We start from the raw sequence: 17878 nt of genomic DNA, 5'->3' as shown, positions 1-17878 counted from the left end.
TATGTCTTCCATGACCCCCCAGGAAATCGTTTCTGAGTTGGACAACCACATCGTGGGCCAGGCCGGCGCCAAGCGTGCGGTAGCGATTGCGCTGCGCAATCGCTGGCGTCGCCAGCAGGTGGCTGATGGACTGCGCCAGGAAATAACGCCCAAGAACATCCTGATGATCGGCCCTACAGGTGTCGGCAAGACCGAGATTGCGCGTCGCTTGGCGCGGCTGGCGGATGCGCCTTTCATCAAGGTGGAAGCCACCAAGTTCACTGAAGTGGGCTACGTCGGCAAGGATGTGGATTCCATCATCCGCGACTTGGCAGAAATCGCGGTCAAGCAAGCGCGCGAGAGCGAGGTGAAAAAGCTGCGCATGCGGGCTGAAGACGCAGCAGAAGAGCGTATTTTGGATGTACTGCTGCCCCCAGCGCGCACAGGTGATGTGGCAACAGAAGGCAGTAATGCACGCCAGATTTTCCGCAAGAAGTTGCGGGAAGGCCAACTGGACGATAAAGAGATTGAAATTGAGCTGCTGGACGCCAAGCCTCAGTTGGAAATCATGGGGCCCCAGGGCATGGAAGAGATGGCTGAGCAATTGCGCGGCATGTTCAGCCAGATGGGGCAAGAGCGGCGCAAGACCCGCAAGCTCAAAATCAAAGATGCACTCAAGCAATTGGTGGATGAAGAGGCCGCCAAGCTTGTTAACGAGGAAGAGACCAAAACCCGCGCGCTGAGCAATCTCGAGCAAAACGGCATTGTCTTTATCGATGAAATTGATAAGGTGGCCACCCGCCAGGAGGCCAGTGGCTCTGACGTGTCGCGCCAAGGTGTGCAGCGTGACTTGCTGCCCTTGGTGGAGGGCACGACCGTGTCCACCAAGTACGGCATGGTCAAAACTGACCATATCTTGTTCATTGCCTCGGGTGCATTCCACCTGGCCAAGCCCAGCGATTTGATCCCGGAGTTGCAGGGCCGCTTCCCGATCCGTGTGGAGCTGCAGTCACTTTCGGTGGAGGACTTTGAGGCGATCTTGGTGCAAACCCACGCGTCGCTGGTCAAGCAGTATCAGGCATTGCTGGAGACGGAAGGCGTGAAGCTGGAATTCACCCCAGACGGCATTACACGTCTGGCACACACTGCGTTTACGGTGAATGAGCGTACGGAAAATATTGGTGCGCGTCGTCTGTCAACCGTGATGGAGCGCTTGCTGGATGAGATCAGCTTTGATGCGGTCAAACTGGCCGGTCAAACAGTGACGATTGATGCTACCTACGTGGATGAGCGCTTGCAGTTACTCAGCCAGGACGAAGATTTATCAAGATACATTCTGTAACTCAAAATCAGCCACTTCATCCCCCTTGGCGGTGCTTCACCGCCAAGGGGGATTTGTTTTGATAAAGATCGTAAATGGAACGTAGGACGCATGCGCGCGCCCGATGAGCGGTTAAGTGAATGATTTCAAAGTGTTTTTTGTGATTTTTTAATGCATTAATTCTTTCTAAGTCATTGATTTCATTGCCTGCGGACGTGGGGCTGCTAGTGGCGATCCTTGAATTTGCTGCTACAGTGCAAAAAAGTGCAATTAAGTGGTGAAAATTGCCTCAAGCTCCCGGAAAAGGGTGCTCAAGGGCCAAACAAACGGGGTGAATGATCGTGTTTCAAGGGGCTTCAGCGCTGAATCTCGATGGAAAGGGGCGGTTATCTATACCGACCCGGCATCGCGACGCCCTGATTTCGCAAGCACAAGGTCAGGTCACTATCACCAAGCACCCACACGGGTGTCTCATGTTGTTCCCACGCTCTGAATGGCTGCTGTTCCGTGACCGAATCGGTCAATTGCCCATGTCTGCGCAATGGTGGAAACGCATTTTTCTTGGCAACGCCATGGACGTCGATATGGATGGAACTGGTCGTGTACTGGTTGCCCCTGAGTTGCGTCAAGCTGTTGCTTTGGACAAAGAGGTGATCCTGCTCGGTATGGGCAATCACTTTGAGCTTTGGGACAAAGCCACTTATGAAGCCCATGAGGCGCAGGCAATGCAGGCGCCCATGCCCGATGTATTCCAAGATTTTGCTTTCTGAAAAGGGCGAGCGTTGAACCAGCCCCTCCAACACATAACTGTTTTACTCAACGAGGCCGTGGACGCCTTGCTGGGGGATTCGCCGTCTGCGACCAGTGGCTGCTATGTGGATGGCACCTTTGGCCGTGGCGGCCACTCGCGTTTGATTTTGTCCCGGCTCAGCCCGCAGGGGCGGCTTATAGCCTTCGATAAAGACCCATTGGCAATTGCAGAAGCCGGGCGTATTGAAGACGCCCGTTTTTCTATCCGCCATGAAGGTTTTCGCAATATCGGCGAGCTGCCAGAAGCCAGTGCCGACGGTATCTTGATGGACTTGGGTGTGAGCTCGCCGCAGATTGACCAGGCAGACCGTGGCTTCAGCTTTCGTTTCGAAGGTCCGCTGGACATGCGCATGGACACTACGCGTGGCCAAAGCGTGGCCCAATGGCTGGCCGAAGCAGAGGTGCAGCAAATTACCGATGTCATTCGTGACTACGGTGAAGAGCGCCTTGCATACCCGGTTGCCAAAGCGATCGTTGCGCACCGTGAGGCCCATGGCCCTTTGCAAACCACGACCGACTTGGCCGATCTGGTGGCTAAGGTGGTGAAGACGCGTGACGGCCAGAACCCCGCCACACGCACCTTTCAAGCGCTGCGTATTTTTATCAATGCTGAGCTGGTGGAGCTGGAAGAGGCGCTGCTTGCCAGCTTGCGCGTACTCAAGCCTGGCGGGCGGTTGGTGGTCATCAGCTTTCATTCGCTGGAAGACCGCATCGTCAAGCAATTTATTGCGGAACACTCCAAAGAGGTGTTCGACCGCCGCACTCCATTTGCGGTACCCAAGCCCATGCGCTTGAAAGCGCTGGAGCGTATCAAGCCCAGTAAAGCAGAGGTTGAAGGCAATCCCCGTTCACGCAGCGCCGTAATGCGTGTGGCGCAGCGTACAGAGGTGCCTGCATGACAGCCCCCTCACGGCTGCATCACGCAAGGAGAGGGCCATGCTTCGCCTGAACTTCTTGCTGCTGGTCGCCGTCATGCTCAGTGCGTTGTATCTGGTGCAAACCCAGTACGAATCGCGCCGCCTGTTCACCGAGCTGCACCGCGCCACCAATGAGTCCCGCAATCTGGAAACAGAGTACCAGCGTCTGCAGGTAGAGCTGCGGGCGCAGTCAACTCCTGCCCGCATTGAGGCACTGGCGGTTGCGCAAGGTCTGCAAGGCGCATCACCGGCGATAACGCACTATGTGCGTGATTCGCAGCAAGCAGGAGGCGCACAGTGAGGCGCAGCGTGAATTACACCTCCAGCCCCTTGCTTGCGAGCAAAACGCCAGCCTGGCGCAGCAAGTTTGTCATGGCCTGCGTCGTGTTTGCATTCACGGGTCTGGCAGGCCGTGCTGCCTGGGTGCAGGTGATTGATAACGACTTCTTCTTGAGGCAGGGGGAAGTGCGTTTTGCACGCACGCTGGAGCTTTCGGCCAACCGGGGCCGAATTCTCGATCGCAATGGTTTGATTCTGGCTTCCAGCGTGCCTGCAGCCAGTATTTGGGCGATCCCTGAGGACGTTGAAAAGAATACGCCAGAGGATCTGGCCAAGCTGCCGCAACTGGCCAAGTTGATGGATATGCCTTTGGACCAGCTCAAGAAAAAGCTGGAGGAAGACAAAAGCTTTGTCTGGGTCAAGCGTCAGCTGGATTGGGAAGTGGGGCAGAAAATCAAGGCGATGGGTATCAAGGGGGTTTATCAATCCCGTGAATACAAGCGCCAATACCCTGAAGGCGAGGCTGCGGCGCACATTGTGGGCTTCACCAATGTCGAGGACAAAGGCCAAGAAGGCATGGAGCTGGCCTTTGAAAAAGATCTGGCTGGAAAGATTGGCTCACGCCGGGTCATCAAGGACCGGATGGGGCGTGTCGTTGAGGGGGTAGGAGAAGAAATTCCGCCCATTGACGGCCGAGATATTCAATTGTCTATTGACAGCAAAATTCAGTTTTTCGCCTATCAAAAGCTCAAGGATCAGGTGATTGCGCACAAGGCCCTGGGAGGCACTGTGGTGGTGATGGATGCCAAAACGGGCGAGTTGCTGGCGCTGGCCAACTACCCCAGCTTTAACCCGTCAAACCGCAAGCGGTTAACGGGCGAGCAACTGCGCAATCGCGCCATTACGGATGTGTTTGAGCCAGGCTCCACCATCAAACCCATCACCGTCGGGATTGCTTTGGAAAGTGGCAAGGTTCGCCCAACTACGCAGATTGATACTTCTCCCGGGCGCATCAACGTTACGGGTTCCACCATTTCAGACACTAAAAATTATGGATTGCTGACGGTGGAAGGTGTGATTCAAAAGTCCAGCAATGTGGGAACCACCAAGATTTCGCAGCAGTTAACGGCAAAAGAAATGTGGGAGACATTCTCTGCCGTCGGCTTTGGACAAAAACCGCAAATTGCATTCCCCGGGGCTGCAAGTGGACGTTTGCGCGCCTATAAAACCTGGCGTCCTGTTGAGCAGGCCACCATGTCCTATGGCTACGGCCTGTCTGCCAGCTTGCTGCAGATGACACGCTCATACACGGTGTTCTCGAATGGTGGAAAAGTGATTCCGGCCACCATGCTGAAGCTGGACAGGCCTCCGGTGGGCGTACCTGTGTTCTCTGAACGTACCGCAGAGCAGGTGCGCAAGATGCTGGCACTGGCCACAGGCCCAGGCGGCACCGGTCAGCGTGCCCAGACTGTGGGGTATTCCGTGGGTGGAAAATCGGGTACTGCCCGCAAACAAGTGGGTAAAAACTATGCTGCAGGCAAGTACCGGGCCTGGTTCACGGGCATGGCACCTATTGAAAACCCCCGTGTGATTGTGGCTGTGATGGTCGATGAGCCCAGCAATGGCACCTACTACGGCGGTACGGTGGCGGCGCCCGTCTTCAGTACGGTTGTGCAGCAAAGTCTGCGCCTCTTGGGTGTGGCTCCTGACATGGCGGTGCAGCCTCAAATCGTTGCGAATCCTGTGGAGGAGTCGCTATGAGCCGAGCGCCCGCATTTTTGAATGACGTGCAGCAGGCTGTGGCCTGGTTGCGTGCCCGAGTGACCGGTCAGCTGCAAACAGACAGCCGGCAAGTGCAGCCAGGCGATGGTTTTATTGCCTGGCCTGGCGGCGTGACGGATGGCCGGCAACACGTGGCATCTGCGATTGAGCGCGGCGCTGTTGCCTGCCTGGTCGAGCATGAAGGCATCCATGCCTTTGAGCTGGATGGCCCGGTGGCTAGCTACCAAGGTCTGAAGGCGGCAACGGCTGAAATTGCTGCGCAGTGGTATGGCCTGCCTTCCAAGGCACTGCAAGTGCTGGCAGTGACAGGCACCAACGGCAAGACAACGACAGCATGGTGGCTGGCCCATGCTTTGGCGCAGTACCAAAGCGGGGTGCGCCACGGGTGTGCCATGGTGGGCACGCTGGGCATCGGTGTGCCGCCCGATCTGGTGGTGACAGGAATGACCACCCCTGACCCAGTGCGCCTGCAATATGCGCTGGCCAGCTATGTACAGCAAGGCCTGGCGGCTTGTGCCATGGAAGCGTCTTCGATTGGCATTGAAGAGCATCGCTTGGACGGGGTCGACGTTCACACCGCTATTTTTACCAACTTCACCCAAGATCACCTGGACTACCACGGCAGCATGGATGCCTACTGGCAGGCCAAGGCCAAGCTGTTTGCGTGGCCAGGGCTGAAGGCTGCGGTGATCAATGTCGATGATGGCTACGGCCAGACTTTAGCGCTGCAGCTGCAGGCTGCTGGCCAGTTGGATGTCTGGACGGTGGCAGTCGACGGCGCTGCCCGCCTGCGGGCCTTGAATGTGCGCCACGGTTTGCGTGGTCTGGCGTTTGACGTGCAAGAAGGCACACAAACGTATGTGATGGAGACCGGCCTGATCGGCCAGTACAACGTCAGCAATATGCTGGGTGTGCTGGCCACGTTGCGTACGCTGGGTATTGCGCTGGCTGATGCGGTGGCTATCTGCGGCGATCTAGAGCCTGTGCCCGGGCGGATGCAGCAAATTGCGCTGCAAAACCAGCCTCTGGTGGTGGTGGACTATGCCCACACGCCAGACGCCTTGGAGCAAGCCCTCAAAGGTTTGCAGCCGGTGGCCCAAGTGCGTGGCGGCAAGCTGCACTGCGTGTTTGGTTGTGGTGGCAATCGCGATGCCACCAAGCGGCCATTGATGGGGCAGGCGGCCCAGCGTCAGGCAGGTGTGGTGTGGGTCACCAGTGACAACCCGCGTGGCGAGCAACCCGAATCTATCGTTGGCCAGATTACTGCTGGCATGCAGCTGCAGGGCGTGCATGTGCAGGTGGATCGCAGCCAGGCGATCGCGCAGGCGATTGCAAAGGCGGATGCCCGCGACGTAGTGCTGCTGGCGGGCAAGGGCCACGAGGATTACCAGGAAATCATGGGTGTGAAACACCCGTTTTCGGACATGGAAAAAGCCCGTGCGGCTTTGGCCCAGCGAGAAGGACAGAACAAGTGATGATGACTTTGCAACAGGCGCTGGTGTGGATTCGCACCTTCCAACCGCAAGCGCGGCTGGTGGGGTGTGCCACAACGCCTTTGCTGCGTGTGCATACCGACAGCCGAACGCTTCAGGCTGGTGATTTGTTTGTGGCGCTCAAGGGCGAACGCATGGATGCCCATGACTTCTTGCCTCAGGTGAAGGCGCAAGGCGCTGCGACAGCGGTGATTGCGCATGGCGGCCTAGAGGCTCTGGGCCTTGAGGGTATTGAAGTGCCAGATACCACGGTAGCACTGGGTGCCTTGGCTGCAGGCTGGCGCAGCCAGTTTCAGCTGCCCTTGATTGCAGTGACTGGCAGCAATGGCAAGACCACGGTGACCCAGATGATCGCCAGCATTTTGTCCGCACAGGCGGGCGATGCCGCATTGGCCACGCAAGGCAATTTCAACAATGCCATTGGCGTGCCTTTGACTCTGTTTCGCATGACTGCAGCGCACCGCCTTGGGGTGGTGGAGCTGGGCATGAACCATCCCGGCGAAATCACTGAGCTGGCACGTGTGGCACAACCAACCGTGGCGCTGGTGAACAACGCCCAGCGTGAGCACCAGGAGTTCATGCACACCGTGCAGGCCGTGGCCGAAGAGAACGCCAGCGTCTTTGCGCATCTGCCAGCCGATGGCACGGCGGTATTGCCGGCTGATGATGCGTTCACGCCCTTGTGGCGTGAGCTGGCTGGCTCGTGCAAGGTGGTGACCTTTGGAGGTGCCGCGGCGGATGTTACGGCGCTGTCTGCCAACTGGGCCCACAGCGCATGGCAGGTGCAGGTGCAAACACCGCAAGGCAACTTTGACTGCGCGCTGCATATTGCAGGCCGTCATAACGTGCGCAATGCCTTGGCGGCCACGGCCTGTGCCTTGGCAGCAGGTGTGCCTTTGGCTGCTATTGCCCAAGGGCTGAGTGCTTTCTTGCCGGTCAAGGGGCGTTCTCGCTCGACATCGGTGGTGTGTGCCGGCCGCCGTGTGGATGTGGTGGACGACACCTATAACGCCAATCCAGACTCGGTTCAGGCAGCCATTGCCGTGCTGGCCGAGCTACCCGCTCCGCGTTTGCTGGTGCTCGGTGATATGGGTGAGGTGGGTGACCAGGGACCTGCTTTTCATGCAGAAGCCGGCGCATGTGCCCAGCAAGCTGGGATTGAAAGTTTCCTCGCGTTAGGTCCTCAAATGAAGCAAGCAGTTGCAGCATTTGGTGATGGAGCTGCGCATTTTGAAGATATGGCCGCGCTGATTGCTGCGGTGCAGGCCCGTATGGGGCAGACCGGCAGCGTGCTGGTCAAGGGTTCGAGAAGTATGAAGATGGAACAAGTGGTGCAAGCGCTGGAAAGCGCTTGCAAGGAGGGCGCAACATGCTGCTGATCTTGGCCGAGTGGCTGCAGACTTTGTCGCCTGATTTCAGTTTTTTGCGCGTGGTGCAGTACATCACGTTCCGTGCGGTCATGGCTGCGGTGACCGCTTTGGGCATTGGTTTATGGGTAGGCCCCAAAGCCATTCGCATGCTGACCGCGCTGAAGATGGGGCAGCCCGTGCGCAGCTACGCCATGCAGACCCATTTGGTTAAAAGCGGCACACCCACCATGGGGGGCGTGCTGATTTTGTTTGCCATCTCCGTTTCGACCTTGCTGTGGTTTGACCTGAGCAACCGCTTTGTCTGGATTGTGCTGATCGTGACGCTGGGCTTTGGTGCGATTGGCTGGGTGGATGACTGGCGCAAGGTGGTCAACAAAGACCCGGAAGGCATGCGCTCGCGCGAGAAGTATTTCTGGCAATCGGTGATTGGCTTGATTGCAGCCATCGCCCTGGTTTTCAGCGTGTCTGAAAACTCCAACAGCCGCTCGTTTGAACTGCTCGTCACGTGGGTGCAGTCGGGCTTTTCGATGGATTTGCCGCCACAGGCTGGGCTGCAAGTGCCTTTCTTCAAGGAGATCAGCTACCCACTGGGTGTGCTGGGCTTTGTGATCTTGACCTATCTGGTCATTGTCGGTGCCAGCAATGCGGTCAACCTGACCGATGGTCTGGATGGTCTGGCCATCATGCCCGTGATCATGGTGGGCACTGCACTGGGCATTTTTGCTTACGTGACAGGCAACGCCAATTACGCCAAATACCTGCACTTTCCCAGCATTCCCGGCACGGGCGAGCTGATGATCTTTTGCGGTGCCATGGCGGGCGCAGGTCTGGCTTTCCTGTGGTTCAACGCACATCCGGCCCAGATATTCATGGGTGACGTGGGCGCGCTGGCCCTGGGCGCTGCGCTGGGCACCATTGCCGTGATCGTGCGCCAGGAGATTGTGCTGGCCATCATGGGCGGCATTTTTGTGGCCGAAGCCGTCTCGGTGATGCTGCAGGTGGTGTGGTTCAAGTACACCAAAAAGCGCTACGGCGAAGGCCGCCGCTTGCTCAAGATGGCACCGCTGCACCACCACTTTGAAAAGAGCGGCTGGAAAGAGACGCAGGTCGTGATTCGTTTCTGGATCATCACCATGCTGCTGTGCCTGATTGGCCTCACAACGCTGAAGCTGAGGTAAGCACCATGCACGCCCAAGACTATCCACAGGATATGCCACACACCACATCGACCACCACCGATGCAGTGGCAGAGGCCGTGGTTGTCAATGAAAATTTAGGAGCTATCAGCGTAGATGAGTCAAAGGTTTTAGATATAAATGTATCTGAAACGCAAGATGGACAAGCGCTGATAGCTCCTGAAGTTGAGGTGGGGGTGACGCCTGCGTGGGCAGAGCCTGTGCCGGATGTGGCTTCACTGACTGCCGCCAAAGATGCAGCCGCCTTTGTGGCGCAAATTTTTACGGACCCCAGCATGTCTGATGCAGGCGATGCCGAAGTCACGACGGCGCAGCCTGTAGACGATGTGCCCGCTGTAGATTGCCCCCCCGTGCCTGCGCAGTGGCCGCTGGGCCAGGCGCAGCACCTGCAAGGTCAGCATGTCTTGATTTTGGGTCTGGGCGCATCGGGCATTTCCATGGCGCGCTGGTGCACACGTGCGGGCGCACAGGTGACGGTGGCCGATACACGCGAAGCACCGCCCCAGCTGGAGCTGCTGCGCACTCAATTGCCTGAGGCGCGGTTTGTCGGCGGTCCGCTCAGCCGCGCTTTGGTCGATGGCCAGAATCTGACCTCGGTCTATCGCTCTCCCGGCCTGACGCCCGACACCATCGCCCCCGTCGTCGATGCGGCGCGCGCCATTGGGCTGCCAGTGGGCGGTGAGCTGGATTTGTTTGCCGCAGCCTTGCAAGGGCTGAACACAGCGCACGGCTACCAGCCCAAAGTGCTGGCCATTACGGGTACCAATGGCAAGACCACGGTCACTTCGCTCACAGGCAAGCTGCTGGAGCACGCCGGCATGCACGCCGCCGTGGCGGGCAACATTGGCCCTACGTTGCTCGATACCTTGAGTGCCCGCATTGATGCGGAGCATTTGCCCCAGGTCTGGGTGCTGGAGCTGTCCAGCTTTCAGCTCGATGGCGTGCAAGGTTTCGAGCCCACCGCAGCTGTGGTGCTCAACATCACGCAGGACCATTTGGACTGGCACGGCAGTCTGGCTGGCTACGCAGCAGCCAAGGCACGCATTTTTGGCCAAAGCGGGTTGATGGTGCTCAACCGCGAAGACCCTGTCGTCATGGACATGCTGCCGCCGCCCGTCAAGGTCAAGCTGCAAAAGCCTCAACTGCGTGCCCACCTGACGTTCGGGGCTGACATGCCGCGCAATCCTGGTGACTTTGGCATCGAGATGGTGGCAGGCATGGCCTGGCTGGTGCGCGCCATGGATGTGGACAACGCCGGCCGCCGCGCACGCGATCCGCAAGAAGAATTGGTCATGCAGCGGCTACTTCCCGCCGATGCGCTGCGCATTCGTGGCCGCCACAACGCAACCAATGCCTTGGCAGCACTGGCGCTGGCGCAAGCGGCTGGGGCATCGTTGGCACCCATGCTTTACGGTTTGCGTGAATACCGGGGTGAGCCCCACCGCGTTGAGCCCATTGGCATGGTGCATGGCGTGGAGTATTTTGACGACAGCAAGGGCACCAATGTGGGTGCCACGGTCGCCGCTCTGACGGGGCTGGGGGCCGATCGCCGCATTGTTTTGATTTTGGGTGGTCTGGGTAAGGGCCAGGACTTTGGGCCTTTGGCCTCTCCGGTCTCGCGCTATGTGCGTGCCGTGGTCTTGATTGGCCGTGATGCGCCTTTGATCAAGCAAGCGCTGCAAGAGACAGGCGTGCCGCTGCTGGACGCCATCGACATGGACCAGGCCGTGCAATCGGCGGCGGCCCATGCCAAGGCAGGCGATGCGGTGCTCATGTCACCTGCCTGCGCCAGCATGGACATGTACCGTGACTATGCCCACCGCGCACAGGCCTTTGTGGCTGCGGTACAAGAACTGGCCGACGAAGCCGGCCAGGTGCTGGAGGGCTACGGCGGATGAATACGCTGACCCATGTACGCGATCGTCTGCAAGGCTGGTTCCGCGGTGCTGCGGACAAGCCGGTCGACGTCTTGCCTGTGCGTGTTGGGGGCACGGAATATCGCAATACCCGTGCTTTGCCGGCCACGGCCTTGGGTCTGGACCAGGCTTTGATCTGGGTCGTGATTGCCTTGCTGGCCTGGGGGCTGGTGATGGTGTATTCCGCATCGATTGCGATGCCGGACAACCCGCGTTTCGGCAAAATTGAGCCCTATCACTTTTTGCTGCGCCATGCGATGGCGCTGGGCGTGGGCTTTGTGGCTGCACTGCTGGCGTTTCAGGTGTCGATGAAAACCTGGGAGCGCCTGGCTATCCCCATGTTTTTGCTGGCGCTGTTCTTGCTGGTGATGGTGCTGGTGCCCGGCGTGGGTCTGGTGGTCAATGGTGCCCGGCGCTGGTTGCCACTGGGCATCATGAATTTTCAACCGTCAGAGCTGGCCAAGTTTGCTGTGCTGGTGTATGCGGCGGACTACATGGTGCGGCGCATGGACGTGAAAGAGCGCTTTTTCCGAGCCGTGCTGCCCATGGCTGCTGCCGTGTTCTTTGTCGGGGTGTTGCTGCTGGCCGAGCCTGATATGGGCGCTTTCATGGTGATCGTCGTGATATCCATGGGCATCTTGTTTCTGGGCGGGGTGAATGCGCGCATGTTCTTCCTGATGGCTGCGCTGGTGGTGGGGGCCTTCGTGATGATGATCGCGTTTTCACCATGGCGGCGTGAGCGCATCTTTGCCTATCTGGATCCATTTTCTGTCGACCACGCCCTGGGCAAGGGCTACCAGCTCTCGCATGCCTTGATTGCCATCGGCCGCGGAGAGCTGTTTGGCGTGGGTCTGGGGCGCAGTGTGGAAAAACTGCACTGGCTGCCAGAGGCGCATACCGACTTCCTGCTGTCTGTCATTGGTGAGGAGTTCGGCTTTGTCGGCATCCTCATCTTGATCATTGCGTTTGTCTGGATCGCCCGACGTATCACCGAGATTGGCCGCGAAGCCATCGCGCTGGACCGTGTGTTCTCAGGCCTGGTTGCACAAGGCGTGGCGCTGTGGTTTGGTTTCCAGGCTTTTATCAACATGGGTGTGAACCTGGGGGCTTTGCCTACCAAGGGGCTGACCTTGCCGCTGATGAGTTTTGGGGGATCAGCAATCTTGATGAATTTGATCGCGATTGCGGTGGTTTTGCGAATTGATTACGAGAACAAGCTCCTCAGTCCGAGGATGAGAAAGTCATGAAAGAAAAAGTTGCTTTGATCATGGCGGGCGGCACGGGGGGGCACATCTTCCCGGGCTTGGCCGTGGCACAAGCATTGCGTGAGCAAGGTTGGCGCGTGCACTGGCTGGGCGCCCCGGGCAGCATGGAGTCGCGCTTGGTGCCCGTGCAGGGTTTTGAACTGGAAACGATTGAGTTCTCCGGTGTCCGTGGCAAGGGGCTGAAGACTTTGGCATTGCTGCCATTGCGATTGCTGCGAGCCTTTTGGCAGGCACTGGCTGTGGTGCGCCGGGTTCAGCCTGATGTGCTGGTCGGTTTTGGTGGGTACATCACTTTTCCGGGTGCAATGATGGGCGTGCTGGCAGGCAAGAAACTGGTCTTGCACGAGCAAAACTCTGTGGCCGGAACTGCCAACAAGGTGCTGGCCAGCGTGGCTGACCGTGTGTTTGAAGCATTTCCCCATGCGCTGGCCAAAGCCCAGTGGGTGGGCAATCCCTTGCGCCCCGCATTTTTGCAGCAGGCTGACCCAGCGGTGCGTTTTGAAGGACGCACCGGTCCGCTCAAAGTATTGGTAGTGGGCGGCAGTTTGGGTGCCAAGGCATTGAATGACATCGTGCCTCAGGCTCTGGCCTTGTTGCCAGCCGAAGAGCGTCCTGAAGTCGTTCACCAAAGCGGGGCCAAACAAATTGAAGCGCTGCGTGCCAACTATGCCGCAGCCGGTGTGCAGGCAGAGCTGACGCCGTTCATTGAAGATACCGCGCAAGCCTTTGCAGAGGCAGATTTGGTGATCTGCCGTGCGGGGGCCAGCACCGTCACGGAGATTGCAGCCATTGGTGCGGCGGCCATTTATGTGCCGTTTCCCCATGCGGTGGATGACCACCAGACCGCCAATGCCCGCTTCATCGTGGACGCTGGTGGTGGGTGGTTAATGCAACAAGATGCATTGAATGCACAAAAACTAGCAAAAATGCTACAGAATATGCAGCGTTCAACGCTCTTGAACGTTGCTCTTAAAGCGAAAACGATGCAGAAGATTTATGCAACCCGTGAAGTGGTTGCCGCGTGCGAGGAGCTCGCCGCATGAAACACGCCATTCAAAACATCCACTTTGTGGGCCTGGGCGGCTCCGGGATGAGTGGTATTGCTGAGGTTTTACACAACCTCGGCTATGCCGTCTCCGGCTCAGATTTAGCGCAGAGTGCCACCTTGCAGCGTTTGCAGGCGCTGGGCATCCACACCTTTGTGGGCCACGACGCAGCGCATGTGCAAGCGGCGGATGTGGTGGTGACTTCGACGGCAGTGCAGGCAGACAACCCCGAAGTGCTGCAAGCGCGCGCACGCAAAATTCCCGTTGTCCCCCGTGCTTTGATGCTGGCGGAGCTGATGCGCTTCAAGCAAGGCATTGCCATTGCCGGTGCACACGGCAAGACCACGACAACCAGCCTGGTGACCAGTGTGCTGGCTGAGGCCGGGCTGGACCCCACGTTTGTGATTGGCGGCAAGCTCAATAGTGCGGGTGCCAATGCCAAGCTGGGGCAAGGCGACTACATCGTGGTGGAAGCCGACGAGTCCGATGCGTCGTTCCTGAATTTGCTGCCAGTGATGGCGGTGATCACGAACATTGATGCTGACCACATGGAGACTTACGGTCACGATTTCGGCAGGCTCAAGCAGGCATTCGTCGATTTCCTGCACCGCATGCCTTTCTATGGCCGTGCCATCGTGTGCGCCGAAAGCCCGGCTGTGCGCGATATCTTGCCGACGCTGGCCCGTCCAGTGACCACCTATGGCTTTGCTGAGGATGTGCAGGTGCGTGCTGTTGACGTGCGCGCTGAGCATGGGCAAATGTGCTTTAAGGTGCTGCGACAAAACGGCCACACCTATCCTGAGCTGGATGTCCGCCTGAGTTTGGCGGGCGAGCACAACGTCCTGAATGCGCTGGCTGCTGTCGCAATCGCCATGGAGCTGGAAATTGCCGACGACGCCTTGCTGCGTGCCCTGGAAGGTTTCAAGGGTGTGGGGCGGCGCTTTCAGAGCTACGGCAATTTGCCATGCAAGCAAGGCGGCACTTTCACCGTGATTGATGACTATGGCCACCACCCTGTAGAGATGGCAGCCACTTTGGCTGCTGCACGGGGCGCTTTCCCGGGGCATCGCCTAGTGCTGGCTTTTCAACCCCACCGCTACACCCGTACACGCGATTGCTTTGAAGACTTTGTAAAGGTTTTGGGCGACGCGGATGTTGTCTTGCTCAACGAAGTGTATGCCGCAGGAGAAACACCAGTGGTTGCTGCAGATGGCCGTGCACTGGCGCGTGCTGTGCGTGTGGCAGGCCGAGTTGAACCAATTTTTATTGAGAAAATTGGTGATTTACCGCAAGTAATTGCGGACAATGCGCAGTCAGGTGATGTGGTGCTTTGTATGGGGGCGGGATCGATCGGCGCTGTGCCGTCGCAACTGGTTGAAATGCTAGAGAAAAAAGAGCTACAAGCGCAGAAAGGGTCTGCGTGATGAGCATGAATATGAAAAATATAGATGTGCACGCCCTGGGCAAGGTTGCCGTACTGATGGGCGGGCGCTCGTCCGAACGTGAGGTCTCCCTCATGTCAGGCCAGGGTGTTCTGGATGCCTTGCGCTCTCAAGGTGTAGATGCACATGCATTTGACCCTGCGCAGCAAAGTCTTGATGCATTGAAAAAGCAGGGTTTTGACCGCTGCTTTATCGCTTTGCATGGTCGTTTCGGTGAAGACGGTACGGTGCAGGGCGCTTTGGAGTTGCTGGGTATTCCTTACACCGGCTCTGGGGTGATGGCGTCGAGCATTGCCATGGACAAGGTCATGACCAAGCGCATCTGGCGTTTTGAAGGCTTGCCTACGCCCGATTGGCGCATGGTCGGTAGCGCACAAGAAACCAGTCAGGCGTTTGCCGCCTTGGGCGCACCCATGATCGTCAAGCCCGCACGTGATGGCTCCAGCATGGGCCTGACCAAGGTGACGGATGCCGGTCAGTGCGCTCAAGCCTATGCCTTGGCAGCCCAGTACGACGAAGAAGTGCTGTGCGAGCAATTTATTGCCGGCGATGAGACCACGTGCGCTGTCTTGGGCTCTGGCTCCGGTGCTGCGGCCTTGCCCGTGATCCGTATTGAGGCACCCGGCGGCAACTACGATTACCAGAACAAGTACTTCACTGACACCACGCAGTACCACTGCCCCAGTGGTCTGCCTGCAGATGAAGAAGTGTGCATTCAGCAGATTGTGGAAAAAGCGTTTCGCACCTTGGGCTGCCGTGGCTGGGGCCGTGCCGACGTGATGATCCGCAAGAGCGATCGCCAGCCCTTCTTGCTGGAAATCAATACATCTCCGGGCATGACCAGCCACTCGCTGGTACCGATGGCTGCGCGTGCGCAGGCGATGAGCTACGAGCAGCTGTGCCTGACGATCCTGGCAGCAGCTGCGCTGGATAACACTTCACCGCAGGAGCCGGCAATCTGATGAGCTACTCCATGTCAGCACCATTTGACGTCAAACTCATGAATGTGACCGCAACGGCCATGTTCGCGGGTGTGGCTGTCTTGTTGCTGGCGGTGGTGAGCTGGTGGGCTTTGCGCCACCCCGCTTTCTCGATTGCGCGCATTGTGGTGGAGGGTGAACTGGTCCATAACAATGCCGTCACGCTGCGCGCGAATGTGGCTCCGCACCTCACAGGCAATTTTTTCACTGTGGATTTGAAAGATGCGCGCAAGGCCTTCGAACAAGTGCCCTGGGTGAGAGAGGCGGAGGTGCGCCGTGAGTACCCCAATGGTCTGCGAGTGATTTTGCGTGAGCATGAGGCGCAGGCATATTGGGGCCCGGATACAGGCACCGCCATGGTGAACACCATGGGTGAAGTCTTTGAGGCAAATGTAGGCGAGGTGGAGCGTGAAGGCTTGCCTCGTCTTTCTGGTCCTGAGGGCTCGGCAGTGGATGTATTGCGCATGTACTACGCCCTGGAGCCAGCCTTTGAAGACATGAGCACTCCGATTGATGCGCTGGTACTGCGAGACCGTGGCAGCTGGCTGGTGCAGCTGGAAAACGGTGCCAGCATTGAGCTCGGTGGTGGAAAAGAGCAGGAAGTGCTGCAGCGTATTCAACGTTTTGTACGCACACTGCCGCAAATTGCACAGCAGTACCAACGGACGGCCGATGCTTTGGAGTATGCCGATTTGCGCTATCCAGACGGCTATGCCTTGAGACTGCGCGGCGTGACCACGGTGTCGCGCGAGAAAGCGCTGGAGATGGCCAAGCGCCTCGCAGCGCGGCAGCAACAGGACAGTAAAAAAACACGACCTACTGAGGGCAGGCACTGATATGGCAAGAGAGTACAAAGACGTCGTCGTCGGTTTGGACATTGGCACCGCCAAGGTCATGGCCGTGGTCGCCGAAGTCATGCCCAGCGGCGAGCTCAAGCTGGCAGGTCTTGGCGTTGCACCAAGCAATGGCTTAAAGCGTGGTGTGGTGGTGAACATTGAGGCGACTGTGCAAAGCATTCAGCAGGCGCTCAAAGAAGCCGAGCTGATGGCCGATTGCAAGATTCAGCGCGTGTATACCGGCATCACCGGAAGCCACATTCGCGGCTTGAACCAAAGTGGCATGGTGGCCATCAAGGACAAGGAAGTCACGCCCACGGATGTGGCGCGTGTGATTGAGACCGCCAAGGCGGTGAGCATTTCCTCGGACCAGCGCTTGCTGCTGGTTGAGCCGCAAGAGTTTGTGATTGACGGCCAAGATGTCAAAGAGCCCGTGGGAATGAGCGGCATCCGCTTGGAAGCGAAGGTGCACATCGTCACGGGCGCGCAAAGCGCTGCGGAAAACATCATCAAATGTGTGCGCCGCTGTGGCCTGGAGGTGGAGCAGCTGCTGCTCAATCCCTTGGCAGCCAGCCAAGCCGTGTTGACCGATGACGAACGCGATCTGGGCGTTGCTTTGGTGGATATTGGCGCGGGCACGACCGATGTGGCAATTTTCACCGGCGGTGCAATCCGCCATACAGCCGTCATTCCCATTGCCGGTGATTTGATCACCAGTGATATTGCAATGGCACTGCGCACGCCGACCAAGGATGCCGAAGACATCAAGGTGGAAAGCGGCTACGCCAAGCAAATGCTGGCAGACCCAGACAGTCAGGTGGAAGTGCCTGGTCTGGGTGACCGTGCGCCGCGCATGATCAGCAAGCAGGCGCTGGCAGGTGTGATTGAGCCGCGTGTCGAAGAAATTTTCTCGTTGGTACAGCAAGTCATCCGTGAGTCGGGCTACGAAGAGGTGCTCTCTTCGGGCATCGTGCTGACCGGTGGCAGTGCAGTGATGCCAGGGATGGTCGAGTTGGGTGAGGACATTTTCCTCAAGCCTGTACGCCGGGGCGTGCCGAAATATGCGAGTGCACTGGCCGATATGGTGGCCCAGCCTCGCTCTGCCACGGTCATGGGTTTGTTGGAAGAAGCGCGACAAGGAAGATTGCGCGGTTTCAAGGTGGCACAAAAGAGTGGGTCTGTGAAGACGGCTTTTGGTCGATTTAAAGACTTCATTGTGGGAAACTTCTAACCATGAACTCTCGAC

At 58.2% G+C, this 17878-nt stretch carries 15 protein-coding genes; all 15 read left to right on the top strand.

Annotated elements, in window-relative coordinates:
- Position 1: 1 nt before the first annotated feature.
- The 15 genes from hslU (at position 2) to ftsA (ending at position 17863) form a co-directional block, all read left to right on the top strand.
- Positions 2 to 1321: an ATP-dependent protease ATPase subunit HslU gene (gene hslU / locus H9646_RS09665; RefSeq protein ID WP_191723151.1), complete on the top strand. Its 1320-nt coding sequence runs from the start codon at positions 2 to 4 to the stop codon at positions 1319 to 1321.
- A gap of 320 nt (positions 1322 to 1641) precedes the next feature.
- On the top strand, positions 1642 to 2070 hold the full coding sequence (gene mraZ, locus H9646_RS09660) for a division/cell wall cluster transcriptional repressor MraZ (protein WP_191723274.1): 429 nt from the start codon (positions 1642 to 1644) through the stop codon (positions 2068 to 2070).
- A gap of 12 nt (positions 2071 to 2082) precedes the next feature.
- Entirely contained in the window at positions 2083 to 3009 is a 927-nt protein-coding gene (rsmH, locus tag H9646_RS09655; RefSeq protein ID WP_191723150.1) for a 16S rRNA (cytosine(1402)-N(4))-methyltransferase RsmH, read from the top strand.
- Between the two features lie 37 nt (positions 3010 to 3046).
- A complete protein-coding gene (ftsL, locus tag H9646_RS09650; protein WP_191723149.1) occupies positions 3047 to 3328 on the top strand; it encodes a cell division protein FtsL in 282 nt (93 codons plus the stop codon).
- Complete coding sequence (locus H9646_RS09645; protein WP_191723148.1) at positions 3325 to 5067, top strand: peptidoglycan D,D-transpeptidase FtsI family protein; 1743 nt, start codon at positions 3325 to 3327, stop codon at positions 5065 to 5067. Before ftsL ends, H9646_RS09645 begins: the two co-directional genes overlap by 4 nt.
- A complete protein-coding gene (locus H9646_RS09640) occupies positions 5064 to 6563 on the top strand; it encodes a UDP-N-acetylmuramoyl-L-alanyl-D-glutamate--2,6-diaminopimelate ligase (protein ID WP_191723147.1) in 1500 nt (499 codons plus the stop codon). The genes H9646_RS09645 and H9646_RS09640 overlap by 4 nt, the downstream gene beginning before the upstream one ends.
- Complete coding sequence (locus tag H9646_RS09635) at positions 6563 to 7960, top strand: UDP-N-acetylmuramoyl-tripeptide--D-alanyl-D-alanine ligase (protein ID WP_191723146.1); 1398 nt, start codon at positions 6563 to 6565, stop codon at positions 7958 to 7960. Before H9646_RS09640 ends, H9646_RS09635 begins: the two co-directional genes overlap by 1 nt.
- Positions 7951 to 9129, top strand: a complete 1179-nt coding sequence (gene mraY, locus H9646_RS09630) for a phospho-N-acetylmuramoyl-pentapeptide-transferase (RefSeq protein WP_191723145.1) — start codon at positions 7951 to 7953, stop codon at positions 9127 to 9129. Before H9646_RS09635 ends, mraY begins: the two co-directional genes overlap by 10 nt.
- A 5-nt stretch (positions 9130 to 9134) precedes the next feature.
- Positions 9135 to 11045 carry a UDP-N-acetylmuramoyl-L-alanine--D-glutamate ligase gene (gene murD / locus H9646_RS09625; protein WP_225214082.1) on the top strand — a complete coding sequence of 637 codons (1911 nt, stop codon included), beginning with the start codon at positions 9135 to 9137 and terminating at the stop codon, positions 11043 to 11045.
- Complete coding sequence (gene ftsW / locus H9646_RS09620) at positions 11042 to 12310, top strand: putative lipid II flippase FtsW (RefSeq protein WP_191723144.1); 1269 nt, start codon at positions 11042 to 11044, stop codon at positions 12308 to 12310. Before murD ends, ftsW begins: the two co-directional genes overlap by 4 nt.
- Entirely contained in the window at positions 12307 to 13371 is a 1065-nt protein-coding gene (gene murG / locus H9646_RS09615; RefSeq protein WP_191723143.1) for an undecaprenyldiphospho-muramoylpentapeptide beta-N-acetylglucosaminyltransferase, read from the top strand. Before ftsW ends, murG begins: the two co-directional genes overlap by 4 nt.
- Complete coding sequence (gene murC, locus H9646_RS09610; RefSeq protein ID WP_191723142.1) at positions 13368 to 14798, top strand: UDP-N-acetylmuramate--L-alanine ligase; 1431 nt, start codon at positions 13368 to 13370, stop codon at positions 14796 to 14798. The genes murG and murC overlap by 4 nt, the downstream gene beginning before the upstream one ends.
- Complete coding sequence (locus H9646_RS09605) at positions 14798 to 15778, top strand: D-alanine--D-alanine ligase (protein ID WP_191723141.1); 981 nt, start codon at positions 14798 to 14800, stop codon at positions 15776 to 15778. Before murC ends, H9646_RS09605 begins: the two co-directional genes overlap by 1 nt.
- Complete coding sequence (locus H9646_RS09600) at positions 15778 to 16632, top strand: cell division protein FtsQ/DivIB (RefSeq protein WP_191723140.1); 855 nt, start codon at positions 15778 to 15780, stop codon at positions 16630 to 16632. Before H9646_RS09605 ends, H9646_RS09600 begins: the two co-directional genes overlap by 1 nt.
- A 1-nt stretch (position 16633) precedes the next feature.
- Complete coding sequence (gene ftsA / locus H9646_RS09595; RefSeq protein ID WP_191723139.1) at positions 16634 to 17863, top strand: cell division protein FtsA; 1230 nt, start codon at positions 16634 to 16636, stop codon at positions 17861 to 17863.
- Positions 17864 to 17878 lie beyond the last annotated feature (15 nt).

The sequence above is a fragment of the Comamonas avium genome, from assembly GCF_014836675.1.
Lineage (GTDB): Bacteria > Pseudomonadota > Gammaproteobacteria > Burkholderiales > Burkholderiaceae_C > Comamonas > Comamonas avium.
The sequence above is the reverse complement of the archived record's forward strand: the minus strand, read 5'-3'. Positions and strand labels throughout refer to the sequence as shown.